Source organism: Pantoea sp. Cr_R13 (assembly GCF_029222565.1).
GTDB classification, from domain to species: Bacteria; Pseudomonadota; Gammaproteobacteria; order Enterobacterales; family Enterobacteriaceae; genus Pantoea; species Pantoea eucalypti.
The window spans coordinates 91,151-117,658 of record NZ_JARHXL010000003.1; the positions used below are offsets into that span (position 1 = coordinate 91,151).

Sequence of the window (26,508 nt, forward strand, 5' to 3'; positions counted from 1 at the left end):
TCAGACGCTTTGTGGATCATACTCCGTTACTTCGTGGTACAAATCACCCGTTATTCGTATTGAGGATTTTTGAGATGAGTGAGGCTGAAGCCCGCCCAACTAACTTTATTCGTCAGATCATTGACGAAGATTTGGCGAGCGGTAAGCACAGCAGCGTGCATACCCGTTTCCCGCCAGAGCCCAATGGCTATCTGCATATTGGTCATGCGAAATCGATCTGTCTGAATTTTGGCATCGCCCAGGATTATCAGGGGCAATGCAACCTGCGTTTCGACGATACCAATCCGGTTAAAGAGGATATGGAATTTGTTGAATCCATTAAGCGTGACGTCCAGTGGCTGGGTTTTGAGTGGAGCGGTGAGGTCTGTTACTCATCAAACTATTTTGATCAGCTCTACAATTATGCCATCGAGCTGATTTCTAAAGGTCTGGCTTACGTTGATGAACTCAGTCCGGATGAGATTCGCGAATATCGCGGCACCCTGAAAGAGCCTGGCAAGAACAGCCCTTATCGCGATCGCAGCGTGGAAGAGAACCTGGCGCTGTTTGAGAAAATGCGCAACGGTGAGTTTGCCGAAGGCAGCGCCTGTCTGCGTGCCAAAATCGACATGGCCTGTAGTTTCATCGTGATGCGTGATCCGGTGCTGTACCGCATCAAGTTCGCAGAACACCACCAGACGGGTAACAAGTGGTGCATCTATCCGATGTATGACTTTACCCACTGCATCTCCGATGCGCTGGAAGGCATCACGCACTCACTGTGTACGCTGGAGTTCCAGGACAACCGCCGTCTTTATGACTGGGTGCTGGATAACATCACTATCCCGGTTCATCCGCGCCAGTACGAGTTCTCGCGTCTGAATCTGGAGTATGCGGTGATGTCGAAACGCAAACTCACTCAGCTGGTGACCGAGAAACACGTAGAAGGCTGGGACGATCCGCGCATGCTGACCGTTTCAGGTCTGCGTCGTCGTGGTTACACCGCAGCCTCTATCCGTGAGTTCTGCCGTCGTATTGGCGTGACCAAACAGGATAACATCGTGGAGATGGCCTCGCTGGAATCCTGTATTCGCGATGATCTTAACGAGAATGCACCACGTGCCATGGCGGTGCTCGATCCGCTAAAAGTGGTGATCGAAAACCTGCCAGCGGGTCACAGCGAAACCCTCACCATGCCCAATCATCCGGGTAAGCCGGAGATGGGCACGCGTGAAGTGCCGTTCAGCCGCGAGATCTGGATCGACCGTGCAGATTTCCGTGAAGAGGCGAACAAGCAATATAAACGTCTGGTGCTGGGCAAAGAAGTTCGCCTGCGTAACGCCTATGTGATTCGTGCTGAGCGGGTTGCTAAAGATGAAGCGGGCAACATCACCTGCATCTATTGCACCAGCGATGTTGATACGCTGAGCAAAGATCCTGCTGATGGCCGTAAGGTCAAAGGCGTGATTCACTGGGTCTCTGCCGATCACGCGCAGCCTGCTGAATTCCGTCTGTATGACCGCCTGTTCAGCGTGCCAAACCCGGGTGCGGCTGAGGACTTCCTGGCGGTAATCAACCCTGAGTCACTGGCGATTAAACAGGGCTTTGTTGAGCCGAGCCTGCGCGATGTAGAACCGACCACACCGTTCCAGTTTGAGCGTGAAGGTTATTTCTGCGCCGACAGCGTTTACTCTACGCCATCGCAGTTGGTATTCAACCGTACCGTTGGTCTTCGTGATACCTGGACGAAAGCCGGCGAATAACGTGTTGAGGCTGACCTCATAAAATGACAAAAGGGCGATTTATCGCCCTTTTTTATTGTCCCTATTTCGACCATTACCGACGTTTGTTCTGAACTAACTGCAATCCATTAAATGCCATACTGTGAGAGAAATCTGAGTTTAAAAAAATTAATCAATTTCAGGATGTGAATTAGCAGCTTTCAGGTAGGCTATGCGCTCTCAGAGGTTGCACAGCGGGTTACAGAAGGAAAAAATATGACCGTTCTCGCCCAGGAAGCCAAACACAGTGTCGTCGTTTTACATCAGCTCATTGAACGTATTTTTAATAAGCCCGCCGGATCAGACGACAGTTTTGAGCTGCTGATGTCCTATTTTCATCCTGAATTCCGCATGGTGACCCCGAAAGGCAAAGAGTACAATCTGAACGAGGTTGAGGACCTTTTCCGGCAGTTGCAGGGGCAGCGGGAAGGGATGCGCATTGCCACCTGCGAACATGTGATCCTCTCTCATCATGATAAAGAGATCATCGTGCAGTATCGCGAAATGCAGATGATGAATGGCAATAACAATAGCCGCATCTCGCTGGCCATTCTCGATTGCAGTAGCTCTATTCCGCGCTGGCGTTATCTGCAGGAGACGCTTGTCGCCTGACTGACAGCAGACATCAGACGAAAAAAAACCGGTGAATTCACCGGTTTTTTTATTTCAGCTCGCGTTACTGGTCGTGCAGGGTTTCATTTTCCCGGCAATCGCCCAGTGTGCAGTGTCCGTAAAGATAGAGGCTGTGGTTAGTCAGTTTGATGCCGTGGCGGGTTGCGATTTCACGCTGACGCGTTTCGATAGACTCGTCGCTGAACTCAATAACCTTGCCGCAATCCAGGCAGATCAGGTGATCGTGATGATGCTGCTGCGTCAGTTCGAAGACCGATTTGCCGCCTTCAAAATTGTGGCGCGTCACAATACCCGCGTCATCGAACTGGTTAAGCACACGGTAAACGGTAGCCAGTCCAATCTCTTCGCCGATATCAATCAGGCGTTTATACAAATCTTCCGCACTGACGTGATGGCACTCAGGTTCCTGAAGCACTTCCAGAATTTTCAGTCTGGGCAGTGTCACTTTCAGGCCAGCCTTCTTTAATGCGGTGTTGTTGTCAGTCATGCGGATTTTGTCCTGTTACTAATATTCACTTTTGTGGCTTGTCGCCTTGAATGTCGATCTACACTCATTCTCATTTGCGTCTCATTATAGAACTGAAGCGATGAAATGAAAACCAGAGGGCGTGCCTGAATCATCATGGGCTGCTGGGGAGGCGTCACCGGGCCGGGGAGAATTCTGGCAGATGTCTGTTTGTACATCGCTTAGTCTTGCCGCGTGAGAAATAAGCGGAAGATCGATGCGGGTATTCTACAGATTAAACGGAGAAAGTTAAAAAAATGTGGCTATTATTTCTATAGGAATTTCCATTACCTCAATGTGAGCTGGCGCTCACATTGAGTCAAACACCATCACGCTTCGATGATCTCTTTCAGTTGCAGTTCATCAAAAATCTGCTTAACCCACTGTTCAACACGCTGGTTAGTCAGTTCAGGCTGACGATCTTCGTCGATAGCCAGACCCAGGAAGTGGGTATCATCCGCCAGACCTTTTGAGGCTTCGAAATGGTAGCCCTCAGTTGGCCAGTGTCCGACAATCACGGCACCGTGTGGCTCAATAATGTCGCGGATGGTGCCCATCGCATCACAGAAGTACTCTGCGTAATCTTCCTGATCGCCGCAGCCAAACAACGCCACCAGCTTGCCATTAAAGTCGATCTCTTCCAGCGTCGGGAAGAAGTCATCCCAGTCGCACTGTGCTTCACCGTAGTACCAGGTTGGAATACCCAGCAGCAGGATATCAAATGCTTCCAGATCTTCTTTTGTGCTTTTCGCGATGTCATGCACTTCTGCAACGTCTGAACCCAGCTGTTTCTGGATCATTTTTGCAATGTTTTCGGTATTACCGGTATCGCTGCCAAAGAAGATGCCTACGAGTGCCATGAGTAAAATAACCTCTTAAATCCTGATGATGAGATGTGTGCCGCAGCACATTTCAGCGAATAATAGCAGACGAGAGAAAACCGGTGAACGGTTAAAGCCCCGACATTTGCTCCTGCGTGCGATTTGCCCGCATCAATCCAGTTTGAGCTGCGCCAGCAGCATCTGTTCAATCAGTTCGCTGCGGCTGAGATTACGCTGTTCTGCCAGCGTATTAAGTGCATCGACGGCTTCACTGTTCATTTTCAGTTCGACACGACGAAGTCCGCGTCCTTTGTCACGTTTAAGCTGGTTGCGCTTGTTGATGCGCAGCTGTTCATCACGCGAAAGCGGACTGGTTTTGGGTCGACCGGGGCGGCGCTCATCAGCAAAGAGATCGAGCGTCGTGCGGTCAGTCTGTTCTTTTGCCATGGCTTAGTAAAACTGAATGGGGGCGGGCGCCAGACACTCACCGCGCAGATTATAAATTATTGGCCATTGCCGCAGCAAAACTGACCAGCGGCAAAATTTTAGCGCGCCATCATACTTCACGCGTACTGCCGACGCCAATCCTAAACTTTTACCGCCATCTATTTGCTTTTAAAGCGCAAAAAAACGACGAATGCTGCGCAAAACGGCATCAGGTTTCTCTGCATGAACCCAGTGCCCGGCGCCGCCAATGACATGTGCCTGAGCCGCCGGAAACTGTTGAAGTAACACGTCGCGGTAGCGGTTATCCAGATAGCTTGAGTCGCCGCCACGAATAAACAACGCGGGATGATCCCAGGCAGGAACCGGCTGCCAGCCAGAAATCGTGGTGTAGTTATCCCACAGTACCGGCACATTGAAGCGCCACTCACCCTCCTGAAATGACTTCAGCAGAAACTGGATAACCCCTTCTTCATCAATCACCGTGCGCATAATGCGGGCTGCCTCGCTACGGGATGAAACGCCCGCATCGGTGACGGCACGAATACCGGCAAAAATCTCATCGTGGCGGCGGGTCTGGTAGTCCACCGGTGCGATATCGATCATCACCAGTCGCTCAATGCGATCCGGCACCAGCGCGCTCATGGTCATCGCGATTTTACCGCCCATCGAGTGACCGATAACCGCGACGCGTTCGATGCCCTGTGCATCCAGCGTGTCGACCATATCCTGCGCCATTACAGCGTAGTTCATCTCGTCGGATCGTGGCGAAAGACCGTGGTTACGGACATCAACCTGCAGCAGGGGACCGGCATCTTTCAGCCCGCGCGCCAGCACACCAAGGTTGTCCAGGCTGCCAAACAGACCATGGATAAGGAGGATGGGCAGGGAATCAGGAGGGGATTGTTCAGTTTGCAGACGGGCGTTCAAAATCATAGCAAAGTTCTTAAGTTTGAGACCTGAGCTTAGGTTATCATGGTTTCACCTTTTCAGGTGCGCCGGTTCCGGTGGCATTAGGACATATTCTGACTTTTGCCCGTAAACCGTTTGATTGCTAACAACCCGCCTGAATTTAACTTTATAATCCTGATGTTAGAACCCACACACCTTTTGAATTGCCTGACTATACTCAGTGCTTTTCAGGAAACAGGTGGTTCTGTCATGAGAAAGAACCGTACGGAATAAGATGAAAACGATTGAAGTTGACGAAGAGCTCTACCGTTATATTGCCAGCCATACGCAACACATTGGTGAAAGCGCATCCGACATTCTGCGTCGTATGCTGAAATTCACGGCCGGTCAGACTGCACCTGCTTCGCCTGCTCAGCCAGCGTCAAAAGAGGCAGCGAAAGAGTCCCAGGCCTCTGTGGGTTCCCGCCCGCAGGATCGTGTTCGCGCGGTGCGTGAGCTGCTGCTTTCCGATGAATATGCGGAGCAGAAGCGGGCGGTGAATCGCTTTATGCTTATTTTGTCAACGCTCTATCGTCTTGATACCGCAGCCTTTGCTGAGGCTACTGCATCGCTGCAGGGGCGTACCCGCGTCTATTTTGCAGGCGATGAGCATACGCTGTTGCAGAATGGCACCCATACTAAGCCGAAGCATGTGCCCGGCACGCCGTACTGGGTGATCACCAACACCAATACTGGTCGTAAATGCAGCATGGTTGAACACATCATGCTCTCGATGCAGTTCCCTGCGGAACTGACCGAGAAAGTTTGCGGCACCATTTAAAAACTTAAGCGTCAGGGAGCAGCGCCAATGGCCAATCACCCACGTGCCGGGCAACCCGCCCAGCAGAGCGATTTGATTAACGTTGCACAATTAACGTCACAATATTATGTCCTGCAGCCCGATGTGGCGAACCCGGAACATGCGGTGAAATTTGGCACCTCTGGCCATCGCGGCAGTGCAGGGCGCCAGAGCTTCAACGAGATGCACATTCTGGCCATCGCTCAGGCAATTGCCGAAGAGCGTAAAAAGAACGGCATCACCGGACCTTGCTACGTCGGTAAAGATACTCATGCGCTGTCAGAACCGGCGATTCTGTCTGTTCTGGAAGTCCTGGCGGCGAACGGCGTTGATGTGATTGTTCAGCAGGATAATGGCTATACGCCAACCCCTGCGATTTCCAACGCCATTCTTGAGCATAATAAAGCGGGTGGCCCGCTGGCAGATGGTATCGTCATCACACCTTCGCACAACCCACCGGAAGATGGCGGCATTAAGTACAATCCACCTAACGGTGGACCGGCTGATACCAACGTCACTAAAGTGGTGGAAGATCGCGCTAATCAGCTGATCAAAGATGGACTGAAAGAGGTGAAACGTCTGCCACTTGAACAGGCTATGGCGAGCGGTCATGTGGTCGAGAAAGATCTGATCCAGCCTTACGTTGAAGGTCTGGCAGAGATTATCGATTTCCCGGCAATTCAGAAAGCTGGCCTGAAGCTGGGTGTTGATCCACTGGGCGGTTCAGGTATTGCTTACTGGCAGCGTATTGCTGAGCATTACAAGCTGGATCTGACGCTGGTAAACGATGCAGTCGATCAGACCTTCCGCTTTATGCATCTGGATAAAGATGGCGTCGTGCGCATGGACTGTTCGTCCGAAAGCGCAATGGCAGGCCTGCTGGCTTACCGCGACAAGTTCGATCTGGCGTTCGGCAACGATCCCGATTATGACCGTCACGGCATCGTGACCCCAGCGGGTCTGATGAATCCAAACCACTATCTGGCGGTTGCGATCAACTATCTGTTCCAGCACCGTCCACAGTGGGGCCAGGATGTTGCCGTGGGTAAAACCCTGGTGTCCAGCGCCATGATTGACCGTGTGGTCAACGACATTGGTCGCAAGCTGGTGGAAGTGCCGGTTGGTTTCAAATGGTTTGTTGATGGTCTGTATGACGGCAGCTTCGGTTTCGGCGGTGAAGAGAGCGCGGGCGCTTCATTCCTGCGTTTCGACGGCACGCCGTGGTCAACGGACAAAGATGGCATCATCATGTGTCTGCTGGCGGCTGAAATTACAGCGGTGACCGGTAAAAATCCGCAGCAGCATTATGATGAACTGGCTGCGCGTTTTGGCGCACCAAGCTACAACCGTCTGCAGGCATCCGCCACTTCAGCGCAGAAAGCTGCACTCTCGAAGCTGTCACCAGAGATGGTGAGCGCGGATACGCTGGCGGGTGATCCTATCACTGCGCGTCTGACGGCGGCACCAGGTAACGGTGCCTCAATCGGCGGTCTGAAAGTGATGACGGAGAATGGCTGGTTTGCTGCCCGTCCTTCAGGCACCGAAGATGCCTACAAAATCTACTGTGAAAGCTTCCTGGGCGCAGAACATCGCGAGCAGATTGAGAAAGAAGCCGTAGAGATTGTCAGCGAAGTGCTGAAAAACGCCTGATAAGTCAGGATGAGAAAAGGCGCCTCTGGTGCCTTTTAGATTGCTGACAAATTCTACCCCGGTTAGTTGCGGGATCGTGCCAGCACAGGAAACAGGGTCAGATCGGAAAGACGCAAAAGCCGTCATCCATGACACGCTCGGCCCACGCCATCCATGGCGTGGGACGCTTTCCTCATCTGACCCTGTTCCCTGTGCCTCGGGTTTATCCGTTGCGGTCAGATTCAGTATGATTTGAGTTTGTTTGCAGTCATGAAAGGCGCCTATGGCGCCTTTTTTTATGGCATAAAACGGTAGCCGATCCCGGTTTCGGTCAGCAGATGGGCAGGTTGTGTCGGATTCGCTTCCAGCTTCTGACGCAGATGGCCCATATAGATGCGCAGATAATGACTGTGCTCCACGGCATTGGGTCCCCACACCTGGCTCAGCAGCTGTCGCTGTGTCAGCACCTTTCCTGCGTTATTCAGCAGAATACTCAACAGACGAAATTCTATTGGAGTGAGGTGAATCTCATTGCCGCCGCGCTGCACCCGCCGTGCGGCGAAATCGACACTGACGTCGGCAAAGTGAATTCTGGCATCAGGTTGCTGGCCACTATGACGACGCAGCGCAACCCGGACGCGCGCCAGCAGTTCACCAATACCAAAAGGTTTGGTCAGATAGTCATCCGCGCCTGCATCCAGTGCGGCGATTTTATCCTGCTCATCGCTGCGCGCTGACAATACAATTACCGGGATCGCGCTCCACTGGCGCAGGTCACGGATAAAATCGGTGCCATCCCCATCTGGCAGGCCAAGATCGAGGATCACTAAATCGGGCTTACGGGTTGCCGCTTCAATCAGTCCACGCTGCAGCGTATCGGCATCAAACACCTTAAGATCTTCATTTTCCAGCGCCAGCCGGACAAAGCGACGGATCTCTTTTTCATCTTCAACGATCAAAACCGTGGTCACGCAATACCTGCCTTGGATAGGGGCCGAACTACCATTTTATCAATATTACAGGCTGCCGTCCGTGAGCTTCACCTTCCGGGCGTTTAAACCCTCACGTAACCAGACGATAACTTATCTGTAACTTAATTACAGGCTGATTCTTAAACCGTGTAAATAGCGGCAAATAAGTGGTCAGATGAGTAGTAAAATTACACAACCTGGCGTAAAGTCAGACACAGATCACATTCAAACACTTTTGCTTACCGGGAGGAGAACCATGTATCAGGCTTATCCACGTTACAAAATTATCGCGCGTCGTACGCTGGTGGTTTTCCTCGGCGTGCTGGCGCTTCCTGTCATGCTGTTTCGACAGGACCGGGCACGTTTCTACAGTTACCTGCACCGTGTCTGGTGCAAGACCAGCGCAAAGCCGGTCTGGCTGGCGCAGTCTGAAGCCGGTGGCGGCGCGTTCTGGTAAGTCGTACTGCCACAAAACAGGCCTGGTCAATTGACCGGGCTTTTTTTTGCGTTTTTTCTGAGTATAAGCAGATCTGAACCGCGTTTTCCTCCTTTATTCCTGACCATTTTGCGCTACACTTAAACCTCTACAAGATTTCTGAGGTTGTACAAGTATGAGCAAAAAAATCCCCGTTGGAATCAGTGCATGCCTGCTCGGCGACCGCGTCAGATTTGATGGTGGGCACAAGCGTCTTACTTTTGCGACCGACGATCTTACCCCGTTCGTTCATTTTGAACCGATCTGTCCGGAAATGGCGATCGGTTTGCCAACGCCACGCCCGGCATTACGCCTGGTAAAGCAGGGCGATGATGAGCTGCATCTCTGCTTCAGCAAAGATGGTGGAGAAGAGGTCACCACGCAGATGCGTGACTGGTCTGCCGGGCGCGTAAAATCGCTGCATCATCTCTGCGGCTATATTCTGTGCGCCAAGTCCCCGAGCTGCGGCATGGAACGTGTGCGGGTCTATGAGCCTGACAACAATAACAACCGCAAAGTGGGCACCGGTATTTTTGCTGAATTCCTGCAGCGCGAAATGCCCTGGCTGCCGCTGGAAGAAGATGGTCGTCTGCACGATCCCGCTCTGCGTGAAAACTTTATTGGTCGTATCTGCGCGCTGCACGAGTTTAATCAGATGTGGGAAAATGGCCTGACCCGTCAGGCTTTAATCGCTTTCCACAGCCGCTACAAACTGATGATGCTGGCACATTCGCAGGAGAAGTACCGCGAACTGGGGCCGTTTGTCGCCTCAATGAGCCAGTGGGAGTCGCTCGACGCCTTTGCCTTCGAGTACCGCAATCGTATGATGGAACTGATGTCACGCCCCGCCTCACGTCGCAATCACACCAATGTGCTGATGCATGTGCAGGGCTACTTCCGCACCCATCTGAGCTCACCGCAGCGCCAGGAGCTGGCAACCCTGATTGACCGCTATCGTCAGGGCACACAACCCTTGCTGGTGCCGATCACCATTCTTAAGCACTACATGGCCGAATACCCGCATCCGTGGCTGGCCCAGCAACGCTATTTTGATCCCTATCCCGAAGCCTTGTGCTTACGCTACGGACAGTAATTCAGGAGGAGTATGACCACCCATCTGGTCTGGTTGCGTAACGATTTACGCATCAACGACAACCTGGCGCTGCACGCCGCCTGCCGCGACAGAGATGCAAAAGTGATTGCGCTCTACCTCTCCACGCCAGAACAGTGGCAGCAGCATGACATGTCCCCAAAACAGGCGGCGTTTATTCACGCCAGTCTGCTGGAAGTCCAGAGCGCCCTGGCTGAGCGGGGCATTCCACTTCACTATCAGGCCTGTCATGCCTTCAGCGACAGTATTGATGCGCTGGCGGAATTCTGCGAAAAGAAAAAGGTCGATCAGCTTTTCTACAACTATCAGTATGAGGTCAACGAGCGCCAGCGCGATGCCCGGGCTGAAAAGCGTCTTGATGATGCGGGCGTCATTTGCCAGGGTTTTGATGACAGCCTGTTGCTGCCGCCCGGTAGCGTGCAGAGCGGCGACCGCTCGATGTATAAGGTCTTTACGCCATTTAGCAAAGCGTTTGTCCGCCGTTTGCAACAGAGTCTGCCGGAGTGCGTGCCAGCGCCGAAACCGCGTGAAGGTTCGCCGCTGAAAGTCACCCCGATTCCTGCTTTTGACTATCCAACCGAGGCTTTTGATGAGGACTTGCTCCCGGCAGGCGAAGCAGCTGCGCTGAAACGTTTACGTCATTTCGCCACCAAACCTGTTATCGATTATCCTGCGAAGCGTGACCTGCCGGCGCTGGATGCCACCAGCCGTCTGTCGGTTTATCTGGCGACCGGCGTGCTGTCACCCCGCCAATGCCTGCATCGTGTGTTGCATGAGCATCCCGATGCACTGGACAACAGCCGCGCATTTACCTGGCTGAACGAGCTGATCTGGCGTGAGTTCTACCGCCATCTGCTGGTTGCCTACCCGGCGCTGTGTCGGCATCAGCCATTTATCGAATGGACACGTAACGTTGAATGGCAGCGTAACGACGCACACTTTGACGCCTGGAAAGCGGGTAGAACGGGCTACCCGATTGTCGATGCGGCGATGCGTCAGATGAAGGCGCTGGGCTGGATGCACAATCGCTTAAGAATGATCACAGCCAGTTTCCTGGTCAAAGATCTGCTGATCGACTGGCGTGAGGGCGAACGCTATTTTATGCAGCAACTGATCGATGGTGATCTGGCCGCGAACAACGGCGGCTGGCAGTGGGCAGCATCGACGGGCACTGACGCGGCTCCCTATTTTCGCATCTTTAATCCGACGACACAGGGCGAGCGCTTCGACGAGAAGGGGGACTTTATCCGCCACTATTTGCCGGAACTGGCCGACGTCCCTGACAGCGACATTCACCAGCCCCACGTCTGGGCGGAGAAGCATCACAAGAAACTCGATTATCCGGCACCGATCGTGGATCATAAGGCCGCCCGTAAAAAGACATTAGATGCCTTTGAGCGCGCCAAAAGCGCCGCCTGAGGCCTCGAAGGAGCCTGAATGAACCATTACGAATTAGAGACGCTGATCAATCAGCACCTCGACAGCCACAGCTTCAGTGACTACGCCCCCAACGGTTTGCAGGTTGAGGGACGCAGCGAGGTCAAAACGATTATCACCGGCGTGACGGCCTGTCAGGCACTGCTGGACGAGGCGGTGGCACGTCAGGCCGATGCAATTATTGTCCATCATGGCTATTTCTGGAAAAGTGAACCGGCCGCGATTAAAGGTATGAAGCGCCGTCGTCTGCGGACGCTGCTGGCTAATGATATTAATCTCTATGGCTGGCACCTGCCGCTCGACGCGCATCCTGAACTGGGCAACAACGCCCAGCTGGCAAACTTGCTGGATATTGAAATAAAGGGTGAAGTGATGCCGCTGGTGTTCTGGGGGGAGCTGGCTGAGCCGATCTCCGGTGAGCAGCTGGCGCGTCGAATCGGTGACCGACTGGGACGTGAACCGCTGCATTGCGGCGACAACGCGCCCGCGCTGATTCGTCGTATCGCCTGGTGCAGCGGCGGTGGCCAGGGCTTTATCGACCAGGCCGCTGCCGCAGGCGTCGATGCTTATATCACCGGAGAAGTCTCTGAACAGACCATTCACAGCGCACGCGAGCAGGGGCTGCACTTCTTTGCTGCAGGCCATCACGCCACCGAGCGCGGCGGCGTAAAAGCGCTGGGCGAGTGGCTGGCGCAGCACCACGAGCTTGATGTGACTTTCATTGATATTCCCAATCCTGCCTGATCTCCTTCCCGGGTCCTGTGCGCCTGCGCAGGACCTAAATCTATTGACACATCCCTGTCACTTTCGCATAACTATTTGCTTTATGTAGATAAGCCATCGGCTGATTCGGGCATCCGGCACGGTCAGCCGGTCGCGATCTCAACTGAGCGGGAGGTAGCTGTTGCAACGAGCACGGTGTTATTTATTGGGTGAACGCGCTGTCGTGCTGGAGCTGGAACCCCCGGTCTCACTGGAGAGTCAGCAACGTATCTGGGGACTTAACCAGCGATTGCAGTCCTCTGCGAGCGTGCTGGAGGTCATTCCCGGCATGAACAACATCACCTTGATTTTGCGTGATCCCCAGCAGAGTGCGCTGGATGCGATTGAGCGGCTTCAGCGATGGTGGGAAGAGAGTGAAGCGCAATTACCTGAGTCGCGTCTGGTAGAGATCCCGGTGATCTACGGCGGTGAATCCGGTCCCGACCTGACGGCGGTGGCTGAACATGCCGCGCTGACGCCTCATCAGGTGGTTGAGCTGCACAGCAGCAGCGAATACGTCGTGTTTTTCATTGGCTTTCAGCCGGGTTTCCCATATCTGGGCGGACTGGATCCGCGCCTGCACATTCCGCGTCGTAGTGAGCCCAGGGTGGCCGTGCCCGCCGGATCCGTGGGGATCGGTGGCAGCCAGACCGGCGTCTACCCTCTGGCGTCGCCCGGCGGCTGGCAGTTGATCGGCCAGACACGCACCGCGCTGTTTGACCCTCTACAGCAACCGCCCACGCTGCTCCGTCCGGGTGACAGAGTGCGCTTTGTGCCGCAACAGGAGGGCGTATGTTAAACATTCTGCGGGCCGGGCTGGCGGCCACTATTCAGGATGCGGGTCGATACGGCTGGCGTCAGTTCGGTATCAGCCCCGGCGGTGTGCTGGATTATCCCGCCATGTTCACCGCCAACGTACTGGTAGGCAATGCGCCCGACAACGCGGTGCTGGAGATGGTGCTCGGCCAGTTCAAAGCAGAGTTTACCCGCGACGGCTGGTTTGCGCTGACGGGTGCAGGCTGTCATGCGGAGCTTGACGGTCAGCCGGTCTGGACGGGCTGGCGCACGCCAGTGAAACGCGGACAGGTCCTGTCGCTGGCGATGCCGCAGCGTGGTATGCGCAGCTTTCTGGCGGTGCAGGGTGGTTTTGACATCCCCGCGGTGCTTGGCTCTGCCAGTACCGACCTGAAAGCAAAATTTGGCGGATTTCATGGGCGCGCCTTGCAGGATGGCGATCAGGTCCCGCTGGGGAAACCGACGCGTCGGTTCGACCGCAAAGTCGGGGTACGACAACTGCTGTGGGGCAACCGCATTCGCGCCTTGCCTGGTCCGGAGTATCACGAATTCAGTCCCGAAGCGCAGCAGGCGTTCTGGCGCACCGCATGGAAACTCAGCCCGCAAAGTAACCGGATGGGATACCGGCTGGAAGGACGTGAGCTTAAACGTGAGCGCCCGCGCGAGCTGCTGTCACACGGCGTGATGCCAGGTGTGATTCAGGTGCCGCCGAACGGACAGCCCATCGTGCTGATGGCGGATGCCCAGACTACCGGTGGTTATCCACGCATCGCGTCCGTTATCGAAGCCGATCTTTATCACCTGGCGCAAATCCGTCTGGGTGAGCCGATTCACTTTATTCACTGCACCCTGCCGGAAGCGATGCTGGCCCGTCAGCATCAGCAACGCGCTCTGGACCAGATGAAATGGGGACTCAATGAAAATTGATTTAAACGCCGACCTGGGTGAGGGCTGCGCCAGCGATGAAGCGCTGCTGCAACTGGTGAGCTCTGCCAACATCGCCTGTGGCTTTCACGCCGGTGATGCACAGACCATGCTGCAGTCGGTGCGCTGGGCAAAGGCATCCGGCGTCGCCATCGGGGCGCATCCCGCCTTTCCCGATCGCGACAACTTTGGCCGCAGCGCCATGCAGCTGCCGCCGGAAACGGTCTATGCCCAGATGATCTATCAGATTGGTGCGCTCAAAAGTCTGGCGGAGAGCGAGGGCGCGCGCCTGGTGCATGTTAAGCCACACGGCATGCTTTATAACCAGGCCGCGTCAGACCCGGCGCTGGCTGATGCCATTGCCCGCGCCATCAGGGCGGTGGACAGTCAGCTGATTGTGGTCGGGCTGGCGAATAGCGAATCGATCCGTGCTGCGGCGCATTACGGTTTACACACGCGGGAAGAGGTGTTTGCTGACCGTGGCTATCTCAGCAGCGGTGCGCTGGTGCCGCGCAACCAGCCGGGCGCGCTGATTGAGGATGAACAGCAGGCTATCGATCAGACACTGACAATGGTACGGCAGGGCAAAGTGAAAAGTATCACTGGAGAGTGGGTGGCGGTGAACGCGCAGACTGTCTGCTTACATGGCGACGGCGCACATGCCCTGCAGTTTGCACAGCGGTTACGTGATGCGTTTGCCGACCAGCAGATTCGTGTCACCAGCGCCTGAATAATCACACTTAGCCCGGCTTATGCCGGGTTTTTTAACTCGGGGAAAATCCATGGAAACTGCAGTGAATCTCTGGCCACTACTGGGCATTGCCGCGATCATCGTCGGCTTCATATTACGTTTTAATCCGGTGCTGGTGGTGATTGTCGCCGGATTTGTCACCGGTCTGGCCGCCATGATGCCGCTGGCGGACATTCTGGAAAAACTCGGCGCAGGGTTTCTTAACACCCGGAACCTGCCGCTGATTCTGCTGCTGCCACTGGCGGTCATTGGCCTGCTGGAACGTCACGGGCTAAAAGAAAGGGCGCAGGCGTGGATTGCTCAGATTAAAACCGCCACCGCCGGACGGCTGCTGATCGTCTACCTGTTTGTGCGTGAAATTACTGCGGCGCTGGGGTTAACCAGTCTCGGCGGACATCCGCAGATGGTGCGTCCGTTACTGGCCCCGATGGCGGAAGGCGCTACGAAAAATCGCTATGGCGAGATCTCGCCTGAACTGCGCCATAAGCTGCGCGCCATGTCAGCGGCGACCGATAACGTCGGCCTGTTCTTTGGTGAAGATATCTTCGTGGCATTTGGCGCGATTATCTTTATGCACAACTTTATGCAGGCGTCGGCCGGGATTCAGACCGAGCCGCTGCACATCGCCTTATGGGGCATTCCGACTGCCGTTGCTGCGTTCCTGATCCATTCAGCGCGTCTGGTGCGTCTGGATCGTCAGCTGGCACGTGAGCTGCAGCAGCTCAACAGCCATGCGCTGAAAGCCAAAGGAGGCCAGTAATGTTCCAGCAACAATATCTGATGTGGCTGGCGGGCATTATCCTGCTGGTGGTGGCTATCCTCTCATGGCGTGACCGCGCTAATCCGCGTCGCTTTACCACCGGACTCTTCTGGGCCTTATATGGGCTGGTTTTTCTGGTCGGTGACTGGACGACGAAGCTGATGAGCAGCCTGATGGGCTCGGACACTGCGGGCACCCGAATGTTGCACATCACCATCGGTGTCATTGTGGTGGTCATGGCGCTGATCGCGGGTTTGGGAGGTGTCCGACTGGGTCGTTATCATCAGCGCACTAATGAAGAGAAACAGGCAAGCGCACAGCGCCTGCGGAATAAGCTGTTTCTGCCTGCACTGGCGATTCCGGTTGTGACCGTGGTCGGTGTGCTGGCGTTCAACAATATTCCTGGGTTGCAGGATGCGGTGTTCGGTCCCGGTAATCACGCCACGCTGGTGACATTGTTTTCAATGATGGCCGGCTGTGTGATTGGCTGGCTGGTGGCGTTAAAACTGACCCATGAAAAACCGGTACAGTCGATGCAGGAGACGCGTCGCCTGCTGGATTCAATTGGCTGGGCGTTTATCCTGCCGCAGATTCTCGCCACTCTGGGACTGCTGTTTACCGCCGCGGGCGTAGGCAGTGCTATTTCGCATCTGACTGAAACCTGGCTGGCGGTGGATAACCGCTTTATCGCGGTCACCGTCTATGCCGTCGGGATGGCCCTGTTAACCATGGTCATGGGTAACGCGTTTGCGGCGTTTCCGATAATTACCGCAGGCGTTGGCATCCCGATTCTGGTGCTGCAGCACGGCGGAAATCCGGCGGTAATGGCGGCGATTGGTATGTTCTCCGGTTACTGCGGCACGCTGATGACGCCGATGGCGGCCAACTTCAATATTGTTCCGGCGGCGCTGCTGGAGCTGCCCGATCGTAACGCGGTCATTAAGGCTCAGATTCCAACCGGTGTGCTACTGTTAATCGTTAACATTTTCCTGCTCTATTTCCTGATGTTTCTGTGAGGCTGCATGAAAACTGTCCTGATGACCGCTTTTGAGCCCTTTGGCGGTGAAACGATTAATCCCTCCTGGGAAGCGGTGCGCGCGCTGGAAGGCAAAAAGATTGGCGGAGCGACGATCGTTATCCGACAGCTGCCGGTGGTATTCAGTGAGGTACTTAATGTGCTGAATCAGGCACTGGAAGAGGTTAAACCGGACGCGGTAGTGTCAGTCGGGCAGGCGGGCGGTCGCAGCGACATTACCGTGGAACGTATCGGTATCAATGTCGATGACGCCCGCATCCCGGACAACGCAGGTCAACAGCCTGTAGACGAACCGATTGTGGCAGGCGGCCCGGCAGCCTATTTTTCCCGTCTGCCTATCAAAGCGATTGTGGCGGCAGTGCGCGAAGCCGGGATCCCCGCGTCGGTCTCACAGACCGCCGGGACCTTTACCTGTAACCGGGTGATGTATGGCCTGCTGCACTGGCTTGAGCAGCAGGGGAGTCCGGTGCGGGGTGGCTTTATTCATATTCCTTACCTGCCTGAACAGGCCGCGCAACATCCTGGTGCGCCGAGTATGGCGGTCGCGACCATTATTCAGGCGCTGGAGATTGCGGTGAAGGTGACGCTGGAGACTGGCGAAGATATTAAACAGGCTGGCGGTGCCACCCATTAAGAGGAAGAACGATGCCAGAAGGACCGGAAATTCGCCGCGTGGCGGATAAGCTTGAAGCCGCCATTGTGGGTCAGCCCTTAACGGAAGCGTGGTTTGCGTTTCCTCAGCTCAAGACCTATGAACCCTCACTGATTGGTGAGCAGGTGCAGGCGATTGAGACGCGGGGAAAAGCGCTGCTGACACATTTCAGCAATGGACTGACGCTTTACAGTCATAACCAGCTTTATGGTGTCTGGCGTATTGTAAAACCTGATACCGAACTCAATACCACGCGTCAGTTGCGGGTGCGGCTGGCGACGGCGGGCAAAGCGATTCTGCTTTATAGCGCCTCAGATATTGAACTGCTCAATGCAGATACGCTGGCGGCGCATCCGTTTCTGACCCGTATCGGACCGGATGTGCTGAACAGCGCGCTGACGGTTGAAGAGGTGCGAGAGCGGCTGCTGTCACCCCGTTTCCGGCGGCGACAGTTCAGTGGTCTGCTGCTGGATCAGGCTTTTCTGGCCGGGTTGGGAAACTACCTGCGTGCCGAGATTCTCTGGCTGGCGCAGCTGCTGCCAAATCATCGGGCGCAGGATCTCAGTGACGATCAGCTGACTGCTTTCAGCGAGGCGCTGCTGTCAGTGCCGCGTCATGCTTATCGGATGCGTGGAACCATGAAGAAATATCATGAGGAAGCGGCGTTTCAGTTTGAGGTGTTTCATCGGCAGGGCAAAGAATGCCGGCGCTGTGGCACGGTGATTGAGAAGGGCACACTTTCATCACGGCCGTTTTACTGGTGTCCGGGGTGTCAGAGATAGACAGTAAAGTCAAAAGGGTAAAATGCTCTTACGGCTGACAGAGCCAAGCCAGTGTGAATCTTATAGCAATAAAATAGCTTAACGCGCATGAAACACGGTCAGAGGAGGAAAGCGTCCCGCGCCATGGACAAAAACGCCGGGAGCGTTTTTGAACAACGCAAAGCGTTGGCCCGGAAACGGGCGCACCTCTCGGATGAGGTGCGTAATCGCGCGGGACGAGCGGCCAGGGAGGGTTTAAGCGACTTTCCGATCTGACCGTGTTTCATGCGCAGGCGCGGTATCAAAACCAACTGCCCTGTCTTTAAAACAGCATAAGGCGGAGAGATCTCCGCCCTCCGAATCTTACTTCTTCAGCTGTGAACTGAATTCGCGCTCGGTATAACCGGTGTAGAGCTGACGCGGACGGGCAATCTTCATGCCTTCGTCGTGCATCTCTTTCCAGTGTGCAATCCAGCCAACAGTACGCGCCATCGCAAAGATCACCGTAAACATGGAGGATGGAATGCCCATCGCTTTCAGAATGATACCGGAGTAGAAATCCACGTTTGGATAGAGTTTACGCTCGATGAAGTACGGGTCGTTCAGCGCAATGTGTTCCAGCTCCATCGCGACTTCCAGCAGGTCATCCTTCATACCCAGCTCATTCAGCACTTCATGGCAGGTATCGCGCATTACGGTCGCACGTGGATCGTAGTTTTTATACACGCGGTGACCAAAGCCCATCAGACGGAATGAATCATTCTTGTCTTTGGCGCGTTTAACAAATTCCGGGATGTGCTCAACGGTGCTGATCTCTTCCAGCATACGCAGGGTCGCTTCGTTGGCACCACCGTGCGCCGGTCCCCACAGGGAGGCGATCCCGGCGGCGATACAGGCAAACGGGTTCGCGCCGCTTGAACCGGCGGTACGTACGGTAGACGTCGAGGCGTTCTGCTCATGGTCAGCATGCAGGATCAGAATGCGGTCCATCGCGCGTTCCAGGACCGGATTCACTTTGTACTCTTCGCACGGGGTAGCAAACATCATGTGCAGGAAGTTACCGGCATAGGAGAGATCGTTGCGAGGATAAACAAATGGCTGGCCGATAGAATATTTGTAACACATTGCTGCCATGGTCGGCATTTTGGAAAGCAGACGGAATGCCGCGATTTCGCGGTGGCGCTCAATGTTTACATCCAGCGAATCGTGGTAAAACGCAGCCAGAGCACCCGTTACACCGCACATTACCGCCATCGGATGTGAGTCACGACGGAAGCCGTGGAACAGGCGGGTAATCTGCTCATGAATCATGGTGTGGCGGGTAACAGTGGTGCGGAACTCATCAAACTGTTTCTGGTTAGGTGCTTCGCCATTCAGCAGAATGTAGCAGACTTCCAGATAGTTAGAGTGGGTCGCCAGCTCAGAAATAGGGAAACCACGGTGCAGCAGGATACCTTCATCACCATCAATAAAGGTGATGGCAGATTCGCAGGACGCGGTAGACGTAAAGCCGGGATCGAAGGTGAACAGGCCACTTGAACCCAGAGCGCGGACATCAACCACATCCTGGCCCAGCGTACCTTTCAGCACGTCCAGTTCAATAGATGTTCCATCTTGCAGGGTTAGCGTTACTTTTTTATCTGTCATTTTCGTCTCCATAGCGCCTTATGTAGGTAAGGATCTTTAGACACCTGAAACGCGTTCATGTTGCGGTTGGCAAAACTACACAGTATCACTCTGCGGGGATAAAGCGGGTGCAGGGTACAGAGTGAGCGGCGCGTTCCCAGCGGGAACCGGTGAGCCATGGACATGCTGCATATCGCGGTTGTTAAAGATCCGGTCAGGACATAACTTCTTGGTAACCAATAACCTGATGCTTTTTAAAGCTCATTATCGCAATGTTACATAACTTGCGCTTAGGGGAAAGTGTATCCCCATAACTTTTGTGCATCATAGGAATTTATAGGCTTAGTTTGTAACTGAATTGTTGAACTATTGTCAAATCAGATAATTAAAATTGTATCAATTGTGAAAATCGTGAGTATGATCACTGTTCTACCTAAAATATACCAAAGAGTTTGTAGGGGAATTGTAATCAGAATGTGATCCTCCTATACTCCAGGCAGGTCTCCGGAACACCCTGACACCAGGAGCCACCCAGCGTTTACTACCGCGTCAATTAACACTGGATGTTGCTTTATTGGTGACGGTTAAAGTCTGCCACGCGTTGTGATTAGACTCCGCCTCAGGTCCGGAGGAAGCAAAATAAAAAAGAGCTGTGTGGGCAAAACCGTGAAAAAACAAAGACCTGTCAACTTGGATCTCTCGACGATCCGGTTTCCCGTTACTGCAATAACGTCCATTCTTCACCGCGTCTCCGGCGTAATCACATTGGTTGCTATTGGCATCCTGCTGTGGCTACTCGGTCTCTCTCTCTCTTCTCCTGAAGGTTTCCAGCACGCTGCATCCATCATGGACGGCTTCTTCGCGAAGTTCATCATGTGGGGCATTTTAACGGCGCTGGCCTATCACGCGGTGAGCGGGATTCGTCATATGTTGATGGATTTTGGTTATCTGGCCGAAACGCTGGAATCAGGTAAGCGTTCCGCTCATATGACTTTTGTGATCACTGTCGTGCTGGCAATTCTGGCGGGAGTCCTCGTATGGTAAGCAATGCATCCGCGTTGGGTCGCAACGGCATTCAGGACTGGCTGCTGCTGCGGGCAACGGCAATCCTCATTACGCTCTACATCGTCTACATCCTCGGTTTCGTTGTGATGACAGACACGCTGACCTATGACCTGTGGCGTGGCTTCTTCGCGTCCGCATTCACCAAAGTATTCACGCTGCTGACGCTGTTCTCCATTCTGGTCCACGGCTGGATCGGGATGTGGCAGGTGTTAACAGACTACGTCAAATCGCTGCCGGTTCGCTTGCTGTTGCAGTTTGTGATTGTCGTGGCGCTGTTGTGGTATGCGATTTATGGCTTTGTTGTGGTATGGGGTGTGTAAATGAGTTTGCCAATCAGAGAGTTCGATGCCGTGGTAATCGGCGCAGGTGGCGCAGGAATGCGGGCCGCACTGCAAATCTCCCAGGGCGGCCAGACCTGCGCTCTGTTATCTAAAGTTTTTCCGACCCGTTCCCACACGGTATCTGCGCAGGGCGGTATTACCGTTGCGCTGGGTAATACCCATGAAGATAACTGGGAATGGCATATGTACGACACCGTTAAAGGTTCCGACTACATCGGTGACCAGGACGCGATTGAATATATGTGCAAAACCGGCCCGGAAGCGATTCTGGAACTGGAGCACATGGGGCTGCCTTTCTCGCGTCTGGAAGATGGTCGTGTTTATCAGCGTCCGTTTGGTGGTCAGTCGAAGAATTTCGGTGGCGAGCAGGCGGCACGTACCGCGGCCGCAGCTGACCGTACTGGTCACGCGTTGCTGCACACGCTTTATCAGCAGAACCTGAAAAACAAAACCACCATCTTCTCTGAGTGGTATGCACTGGATCTGGTGAAAAATGCCGATGGCGCAGTCGTCGGATGTACCGCAATCTGCATCGAAACCGGCGAAACCGTTTATTTCAAAGCGAAAGCGACCATTCTGGCAACCGGCGGCGCAGGCCGTATTTACCAGTCCACCACCAATGCGCATATCAACACCGGTGACGGCGTCGGTATGGCACTGCGTGCGGGCGTGCCGGTGCAGGATATGGAGATGTGGCAGTTCCACCCAACCGGTATCGCCGGTGCGGGCGTGCTGGTCACTGAAGGCTGTCGTGGTGAAGGCGGCTATCTGCTGAACAAACATGGCGAACGCTTTATGGAGCGTTATGCGCCGAATGCCAAAGATCTGGCGGGCCGCGACGTGGTTGCGCGCTCAATGATGATTGAAATTCGTGAAGGTCGCGGCTGTGACGGTCCGTGGGGCCCGCACATCAAACTGAAACTTGATCACCTGGGTAAAGAGGTGCTTGAGTCGCGTCTGCCCGGCATCCTTGAGCTGTCCCGCACCTTTGCCCATGCCGATCCGATTAAAGAGCCGATTCCGGTTATTCCAACCTGTCACTACATGATGGGCGGTATTCCGACCAAAGTGACCGGTCAGGCACTGCGCGTGAATGAGCAGGGCGAAGATGTGGTGATTCCAGGCCTGTTCGCCGTCGGTGAAATTGCCTGCGTATCGGTCCATGGTGCCAACCGTCTGGGCGGTAACTCACTGCTCGACCTGGTGGTCTTTGGTCGTGCGGCGGGTATGCATCTGCTGGAAAGTATCCAGGAGCAGGGTGACCTGCGTGACGCCACAGAAGATGAGATCGCCGTGGCGATGGCGCGCTTCAATCGCTGGGAAAACAACACCACCGGCGAAGATCCGGTTGAGATTCGTAAAGCGCTGCAACGCTGTATGCAGAACAACTTCTCTGTATTCCGCGAAGGCGACGCAATGGCGCAGGGTCTGGAAGAGCTGAAAGAGATTCGCGAGCGTCTGAAGTCAGCGCGTCTGGATGACCGCTCACCAGATTTCAATACGCAGCGTATTGAGTGCCTTGAGCTGGATAACCTGATGGAGACGGCTTTTGCCACCGCGGTAGCGGCTAACTATCGCACCGAGAGCCGCGGTGCACACAGTCGCTTCGACTTCCCGGATCGTGATGATGAAAACTGGCTGTGCCACAGTCTTTATGTCCCGGAAACCGAAAGCATGACGCGCCGTGAGGTGAACATGCAGCCGAAACTGCGCGCGGCGTTCCCGCCGAAAGTGCGTACCTACTAATTTCGGAGACGATCATGAGACTTGAGTTTTCAATTTATCGCTACAATCCGGACGTCGATGACAAGCCGCGCATGCAGGATTACACCCTGGAGTCGGAAGACGGTCGCGACATGATGCTGCTGGATGCGCTGATTCGCCTGAAAGAGAAAGATCCAACGCTGGCGTTTCGTCGCTCCTGCCGCGAAGGTGTCTGCGGCTCTGATGGCCTCAACATGAACGGTAAAAACGGACTGGCCTGTATTACGCCAGTCTCGGCACTGGGTAACGGCAAACAGAAAATTGTTATCCGTCCGCTGCCAGGTTTACCGGTAGTGCGTGACCTGGTCGTAGACATGAGCCAGTTTTATGCACAGTATGAGAAAATTAAGCCTTTCCTGCTGAATGATGGAGAGAACCCGCCAGCACGTGAGCATCTGCAGTCACCGGATGAGCGCGAACACCTGGATGGTTTGTATGAATGTATTCTCTGTGCCTGCTGCTCAACCTCATGCCCATCTTTCTGGTGGAACCCTGAGAAGTTCATTGGTCCTGCTGGCCTGCTGGCAGCATACCGCTTCCTGATTGACAGCCGCGACACGGAAACCGATGCGCGTCTCGACAATCTGAATGATGCTTTCAGCGTATTCCGCTGCCACAGCATCATGAACTGTGTGAGTGTCTGTCCGAAAGGGCTTAACCCGACGCGCGCCATCGGCCATATCAAGTCGATGCTGCTGCAGCGCGGCGCATAAGTTATCTCCGCCGGGAACCTCAGGTTCCCGGTGTTTTACGGAAGCCTCTGTAAGCGCGGTGACTACCACGTTTACAAAGGTTCCCTTACGGGCCACGCGCGCTGCGCAAAGTGCTCGTATCGCTGAACTCACTACGGCAAACCGCGAAAGCGGCAACAAATGAAACCTCAAAAAAGCATAGCAATGCTTAAGGGATCACAATGCAGAACAGCGCGATGAAGCCCTGGCTGGACTCTTCCTGGCTGGCCGGCGCGAATCAGTCTTACATAGAGCAGCTCTATGAGGATTTCCTGACCGATCCTGACTCTGTCGATGCAGTGTGGCGCTCGATGTTCCAGCAGTTACCGGGCACCGGAATGAAACCTGAGCAGTTTCACTCCACCACACGTGAGTACTTCCGTCGCCTGGCGAAAGATGCATCTCGTTACACCTCATCTGTCTCCGATCCGGAAACCAACTCCAAGCAAGTGAAAGTGCTGCAGCTGATTAACGCATTTCGTTTCCGCGGCCATCAGCATGCCAATCTTGATCCGCTCGGCCTGTGGAAACAGGACCGTGTCGCCGATCTCGATCCCGCTTTTCACGACCTGACCGAGGCCGATTTTCAGGAAAGCTTTAACGTAGGTTCATTTGCCATTGGCAAAGACACCATGAAGCTGGCCGATCTCTTCCAGGCGCTGACGCAGACTTACTGCGGCTCGATTGGTGCAGAATATATGCACATCAACAACACCGATGAAAAACGCTGGATTCAGCAGCGTCTTGAGTCGGTCGCGGGCCGTGCAGCGTTCAGCAACGAAGAGAAAAAAGGTTTCCTGAAAGAGCTGACTGCGGCAGAAGGGCTGGAAAAATACCTTGGGGCGAAATTCCCGGGTGCCAAACGCTTCTCGCTGGAAGGCGGCGATGCGCTGGTTCCGATGCTGCGCGAAATGATTCGTCACGCCGGCAAGAGCGGTACCCGTGAAGTGGTACTGGGTATGGCGCACCGTGGTCGTCTCAACGTGCTGATTAACGTGCTGGGCAAAAAGCCGCAGGATCTGTTCGACGAGTTCGCCGGTAAGCATAAAGAACATCTGGGCACCGGTGACGTGAAGTACCACATGGGCTTCTCCTCTGACGTGGAAACCGAAGGCGGCCTGGTTCACCTGGCGCTGGCGTTTAACCCGTCCCACCTGGAGATCGTCAGCCCGGTGGTTATGGGTTCTGTGCGTGCCCGTCTGGATCGTCTGGATGAGCCAGCCAGCAATAAAGTTTTACCGATCACCATTCATGGTGATGCGGCCGTGATTGGTCAGGGCGTGGTTCAGGAAACCCTGAACATGTCGCAGGCGCGCGGCTACGAAGTGGGCGGTACCGTTCGCATCGTTATCAACAACCAGGTTGGCTTTACAACGTCCAACCCGAAAGATGCGCGTTCTACCCCTTACTGCACCGACATCGGCAAAATGGTGCTGGCACCGATTTTCCACGTCAATGCTGATGACCCGGAAGCGGTTGCTTTTGTGACCCGTCTGGCGCTTGATTACCGCAACACCTTTAAGCGTGATGTGTTTATCGATCTGGTCTGCTATCGCCGTCATGGTCACAATGAGGCGGATGAGCCAAGTGCGACCCAGCCGCTGATGTATCAGAAAATCAAAAAACACCCGACGCCGCGCAAAATCTACGCCGACCGTCTGGAAGGTGAAGCCGTTGCCACGCAGGAAGATGCGACCGAAATGGTCAATCTCTACCGTGACGCGCTGGATGCGGGCGAGTGCGTGGTGCCGGAATGGCGTCCAATGAGTCTCCACTCCTTTACCTGGTCGCCTTACCTGAATCATGAGTGGGATGAGCCTTATCCGGCGCAGGTCGACATGAAACGTCTGAAGGAACTGGCGCTGCGTATAAGCCAGGTGCCTGAAGAGGTGGAAGTGCAGTCGCGTGTTGCCAAGATTTATAACGACCGTCGTCTGATGGCGGAAGGCGAAAAGGCCTTCGACTGGGGCGGCGCGGAAAACCTGGCCTACGCCACGCTGGTTGATGAAGGTATTCCGGTTCGTCTGTCGGGCGAAGATACCGGTCGCGGTACTTTCTTCCACCGTCATGCGGTGGTTCATAACCAGGCGAACGGCTCAACCTATACCCCTCTGCATCATGTGCACAGTGGTCAGGGTCAGTTCAAAGTGTGGGATTCCGTGCTGTCAGAAGAGGCGGTACTGGCCTTTGAATATGGCTACGCCACCGCAGAGCCGCGCATCCTGACCATCTGGGAAGCGCAGTTTGGTGACTTCGCTAACGGTGCACAGGTTGTTATTGACCAGTTCATCAGTTCCGGTGAGCAGAAATGGGGCCGTATGTGTGGCCTGGTGATGCTGCTGCCGCACGGTTATGAAGGTCAGGGCCCAGAGCACTCCTCTGCGCGTCTGGAGCGTTATCTGCAACTTTGTGCTGAGCAGAACATGCAGGTTTGCGTGCCGTCTACACCCGCACAGGTTTACCATATGCTGCGTCGTCAGGCGCTGCGCGGTATGCGTCGTCCACTGATTGTGATGTCGCCAAAATCTCTGCTGCGCCATCCGCTGGCTATTTCCACGCTGGATGAACTGGCGAATGGCAGCTTCCAGCCTGCGATTGGTGAAGTCGATGATCTGGATCCGCAGGGCGTTAAACGCGTCGTACTGTGCTCCGGTAAAGTGTATTACGACCTGCTTGAACAGCGTCGTAAAAATGAGCAGACCGATGTGGCTATCGTGCGCATCGAACAGCTTTATCCGTTCCCGCATCAAGCGGTTCAGGAAGCATTGAAAGCGTATTCTCACGTACAGGATTTTGTCTGGTGTCAGGAAGAGCCACTGAATCAGGGCGCCTGGTACTGCAGCCAGCATCATTTCCGTGAAGTTGTGCCGTTTGGTGCCACTTTACGTTATGCAGGCCGCCCGGCCTCCGCCTCACCGGCCGTGGGTTACATGTCCGTACACCAACAACAGCAGCAAGACCTGGTTAATGACGCGCTGAACGTTAATTAATTAAAAGGAAAGAT

The 26,508-nt window shown here is 54.6% G+C and carries 26 protein-coding genes; 20 read left to right on the forward strand and 6 right to left on the reverse strand.

Features of this window, described 5'->3' with window-relative positions; genetic code table 11:
- Positions 1-74: 74 nt before the first annotated feature.
- The gene (gene glnS / locus P2R09_RS01535; protein WP_275766451.1) at positions 75-1,742 is read left to right on the forward strand and encodes a glutamine--tRNA ligase; all 1,668 of its coding nucleotides are present in this window, start codon (positions 75-77) and stop codon (positions 1,740-1,742) included.
- Positions 1,743-1,976: 234 nt separating this feature from the next.
- Positions 1,977-2,372: a hypothetical protein gene (locus P2R09_RS01540; protein WP_275766454.1), complete on the forward strand. Its 396-nt coding sequence runs from the start codon at positions 1,977-1,979 to the stop codon at positions 2,370-2,372.
- Positions 2,373-2,436: 64 nt separating this feature from the next.
- Here the strand turns inward: P2R09_RS01540 and fur are convergent, their stop codons facing one another.
- The 4 genes from fur to ybfF all read right to left on the reverse strand — a co-directional run bounded on the left by fur (position 2,437) and on the right by ybfF (position 5,099).
- Positions 2,437-2,880 (reverse strand): ferric iron uptake transcriptional regulator, encoded by a 444-nt coding sequence (gene fur / locus P2R09_RS01545; RefSeq protein ID WP_003852805.1) that lies wholly within the window; start codon positions 2,878-2,880, stop codon positions 2,437-2,439.
- Between the two features lie 347 nt (positions 2,881-3,227).
- The gene (fldA, locus tag P2R09_RS01550; protein ID WP_275766458.1) at positions 3,228-3,758 is read right to left on the reverse strand and encodes a flavodoxin FldA; all 531 of its coding nucleotides are present in this window, start codon (positions 3,756-3,758) and stop codon (positions 3,228-3,230) included.
- Between the two features lie 132 nt (positions 3,759-3,890).
- Complete coding sequence (gene ybfE / locus P2R09_RS01555) at positions 3,891-4,166, reverse strand: LexA regulated protein (RefSeq protein WP_003852811.1); 276 nt, start codon at positions 4,164-4,166, stop codon at positions 3,891-3,893.
- Between the two features lie 168 nt (positions 4,167-4,334).
- Entirely contained in the window at positions 4,335-5,099 is a 765-nt protein-coding gene (ybfF, locus tag P2R09_RS01560; RefSeq protein WP_275766465.1) for an esterase, read from the reverse strand.
- Positions 5,100-5,349: 250 nt separating this feature from the next.
- Between ybfF and seqA the strand changes: the two genes are divergently transcribed.
- Both seqA and pgm read left to right on the forward strand, forming a co-directional pair.
- On the forward strand, positions 5,350-5,895 hold the full coding sequence (gene seqA / locus P2R09_RS01565) for a replication initiation negative regulator SeqA (RefSeq protein ID WP_008925010.1): 546 nt from the start codon (positions 5,350-5,352) through the stop codon (positions 5,893-5,895).
- Positions 5,896-5,922: 27 nt separating this feature from the next.
- Complete coding sequence (gene pgm, locus P2R09_RS01570; protein ID WP_008925011.1) at positions 5,923-7,563, forward strand: phosphoglucomutase (alpha-D-glucose-1,6-bisphosphate-dependent); 1,641 nt, start codon at positions 5,923-5,925, stop codon at positions 7,561-7,563.
- Positions 7,564-7,838: 275 nt separating this feature from the next.
- Here pgm and kdpE read toward each other — a convergent pair whose 3' ends face one another.
- Positions 7,839-8,513: a two-component system response regulator KdpE gene (kdpE, locus tag P2R09_RS01575; protein ID WP_192378166.1), complete on the reverse strand. Its 675-nt coding sequence runs from the start codon at positions 8,511-8,513 to the stop codon at positions 7,839-7,841.
- Between the two features lie 256 nt (positions 8,514-8,769).
- Between kdpE and P2R09_RS01580 the strand changes: the two genes are divergently transcribed.
- From P2R09_RS01580 to nei, 11 genes are all read left to right on the forward strand, one after another.
- Positions 8,770-8,970, forward strand: coding sequence for a YbfA family protein (locus P2R09_RS01580; RefSeq protein WP_003853189.1), 201 nt, complete (start codon positions 8,770-8,772; stop codon positions 8,968-8,970).
- Positions 8,971-9,124: 154 nt separating this feature from the next.
- Entirely contained in the window at positions 9,125-10,081 is a 957-nt protein-coding gene (locus tag P2R09_RS01585) for a 2-thiouracil desulfurase family protein (protein WP_275766475.1), read from the forward strand.
- A gap of 12 nt (positions 10,082-10,093) precedes the next feature.
- The gene (gene phrB / locus P2R09_RS01590; RefSeq protein WP_275766478.1) at positions 10,094-11,518 is read left to right on the forward strand and encodes a deoxyribodipyrimidine photo-lyase; all 1,425 of its coding nucleotides are present in this window, start codon (positions 10,094-10,096) and stop codon (positions 11,516-11,518) included.
- Positions 11,519-11,536: 18 nt separating this feature from the next.
- On the forward strand, positions 11,537-12,280 hold the full coding sequence (locus P2R09_RS01595; RefSeq protein ID WP_003853180.1) for a type 2 GTP cyclohydrolase I: 744 nt from the start codon (positions 11,537-11,539) through the stop codon (positions 12,278-12,280).
- Between the two features lie 160 nt (positions 12,281-12,440).
- Positions 12,441-13,097, forward strand: coding sequence for a 5-oxoprolinase subunit PxpB (gene pxpB / locus P2R09_RS01600; protein WP_275766481.1), 657 nt, complete (start codon positions 12,441-12,443; stop codon positions 13,095-13,097).
- Positions 13,091-14,020, forward strand: a complete 930-nt coding sequence (gene pxpC, locus P2R09_RS01605) for a 5-oxoprolinase subunit PxpC (protein WP_275766484.1) — start codon at positions 13,091-13,093, stop codon at positions 14,018-14,020. Before pxpB ends, pxpC begins: the two co-directional genes overlap by 7 nt.
- Positions 14,010-14,747 (forward strand): 5-oxoprolinase subunit PxpA, encoded by a 738-nt coding sequence (gene pxpA, locus P2R09_RS01610; RefSeq protein ID WP_275766487.1) that lies wholly within the window; start codon positions 14,010-14,012, stop codon positions 14,745-14,747. The genes pxpC and pxpA overlap by 11 nt, the downstream gene beginning before the upstream one ends.
- A 52-nt stretch (positions 14,748-14,799) precedes the next feature.
- The gene (locus P2R09_RS01615; protein WP_275766489.1) at positions 14,800-15,528 is read left to right on the forward strand and encodes a DUF969 domain-containing protein; all 729 of its coding nucleotides are present in this window, start codon (positions 14,800-14,802) and stop codon (positions 15,526-15,528) included.
- Complete coding sequence (locus tag P2R09_RS01620) at positions 15,528-16,544, forward strand: DUF979 domain-containing protein (RefSeq protein ID WP_275766492.1); 1,017 nt, start codon at positions 15,528-15,530, stop codon at positions 16,542-16,544. The genes P2R09_RS01615 and P2R09_RS01620 overlap by 1 nt, the downstream gene beginning before the upstream one ends.
- Before the next feature lie 6 nt (positions 16,545-16,550).
- Positions 16,551-17,198 carry a pyroglutamyl-peptidase I gene (gene pcp / locus P2R09_RS01625; RefSeq protein ID WP_275766495.1) on the forward strand — a complete coding sequence of 216 codons (648 nt, stop codon included), beginning with the start codon at positions 16,551-16,553 and terminating at the stop codon, positions 17,196-17,198.
- Between the two features lie 11 nt (positions 17,199-17,209).
- Positions 17,210-17,998 carry an endonuclease VIII gene (gene nei / locus P2R09_RS01630; protein WP_275766498.1) on the forward strand — a complete coding sequence of 263 codons (789 nt, stop codon included), beginning with the start codon at positions 17,210-17,212 and terminating at the stop codon, positions 17,996-17,998.
- A gap of 342 nt (positions 17,999-18,340) precedes the next feature.
- Here nei and P2R09_RS01635 read toward each other — a convergent pair whose 3' ends face one another.
- Positions 18,341-19,624 carry a citrate synthase gene (locus P2R09_RS01635; protein WP_003853167.1) on the reverse strand — a complete coding sequence of 428 codons (1,284 nt, stop codon included), beginning with the start codon at positions 19,622-19,624 and terminating at the stop codon, positions 18,341-18,343.
- Positions 19,625-20,257: 633 nt separating this feature from the next.
- Between P2R09_RS01635 and sdhC the strand changes: the two genes are divergently transcribed.
- From sdhC to sucA, 5 genes are all read left to right on the forward strand, one after another.
- Positions 20,258-20,647: a succinate dehydrogenase cytochrome b556 subunit gene (sdhC, locus tag P2R09_RS01640; protein WP_033742984.1), complete on the forward strand. Its 390-nt coding sequence runs from the start codon at positions 20,258-20,260 to the stop codon at positions 20,645-20,647.
- A complete protein-coding gene (gene sdhD / locus P2R09_RS01645; protein ID WP_008925023.1) occupies positions 20,641-20,988 on the forward strand; it encodes a succinate dehydrogenase membrane anchor subunit in 348 nt (115 codons plus the stop codon). Before sdhC ends, sdhD begins: the two co-directional genes overlap by 7 nt.
- On the forward strand, positions 20,989-22,755 hold the full coding sequence (gene sdhA, locus P2R09_RS01650; RefSeq protein WP_275766507.1) for a succinate dehydrogenase flavoprotein subunit: 1,767 nt from the start codon (positions 20,989-20,991) through the stop codon (positions 22,753-22,755). It begins immediately after the preceding gene.
- A 14-nt stretch (positions 22,756-22,769) separates the two neighbouring features.
- Positions 22,770-23,486: a succinate dehydrogenase iron-sulfur subunit gene (locus P2R09_RS01655; RefSeq protein WP_275766509.1), complete on the forward strand. Its 717-nt coding sequence runs from the start codon at positions 22,770-22,772 to the stop codon at positions 23,484-23,486.
- Positions 23,487-23,686: 200 nt separating this feature from the next.
- The gene (gene sucA / locus P2R09_RS01660; protein ID WP_003853155.1) at positions 23,687-26,494 is read left to right on the forward strand and encodes a 2-oxoglutarate dehydrogenase E1 component; all 2,808 of its coding nucleotides are present in this window, start codon (positions 23,687-23,689) and stop codon (positions 26,492-26,494) included.
- The last annotated feature ends 14 nt before the right edge of the window (positions 26,495-26,508 follow it).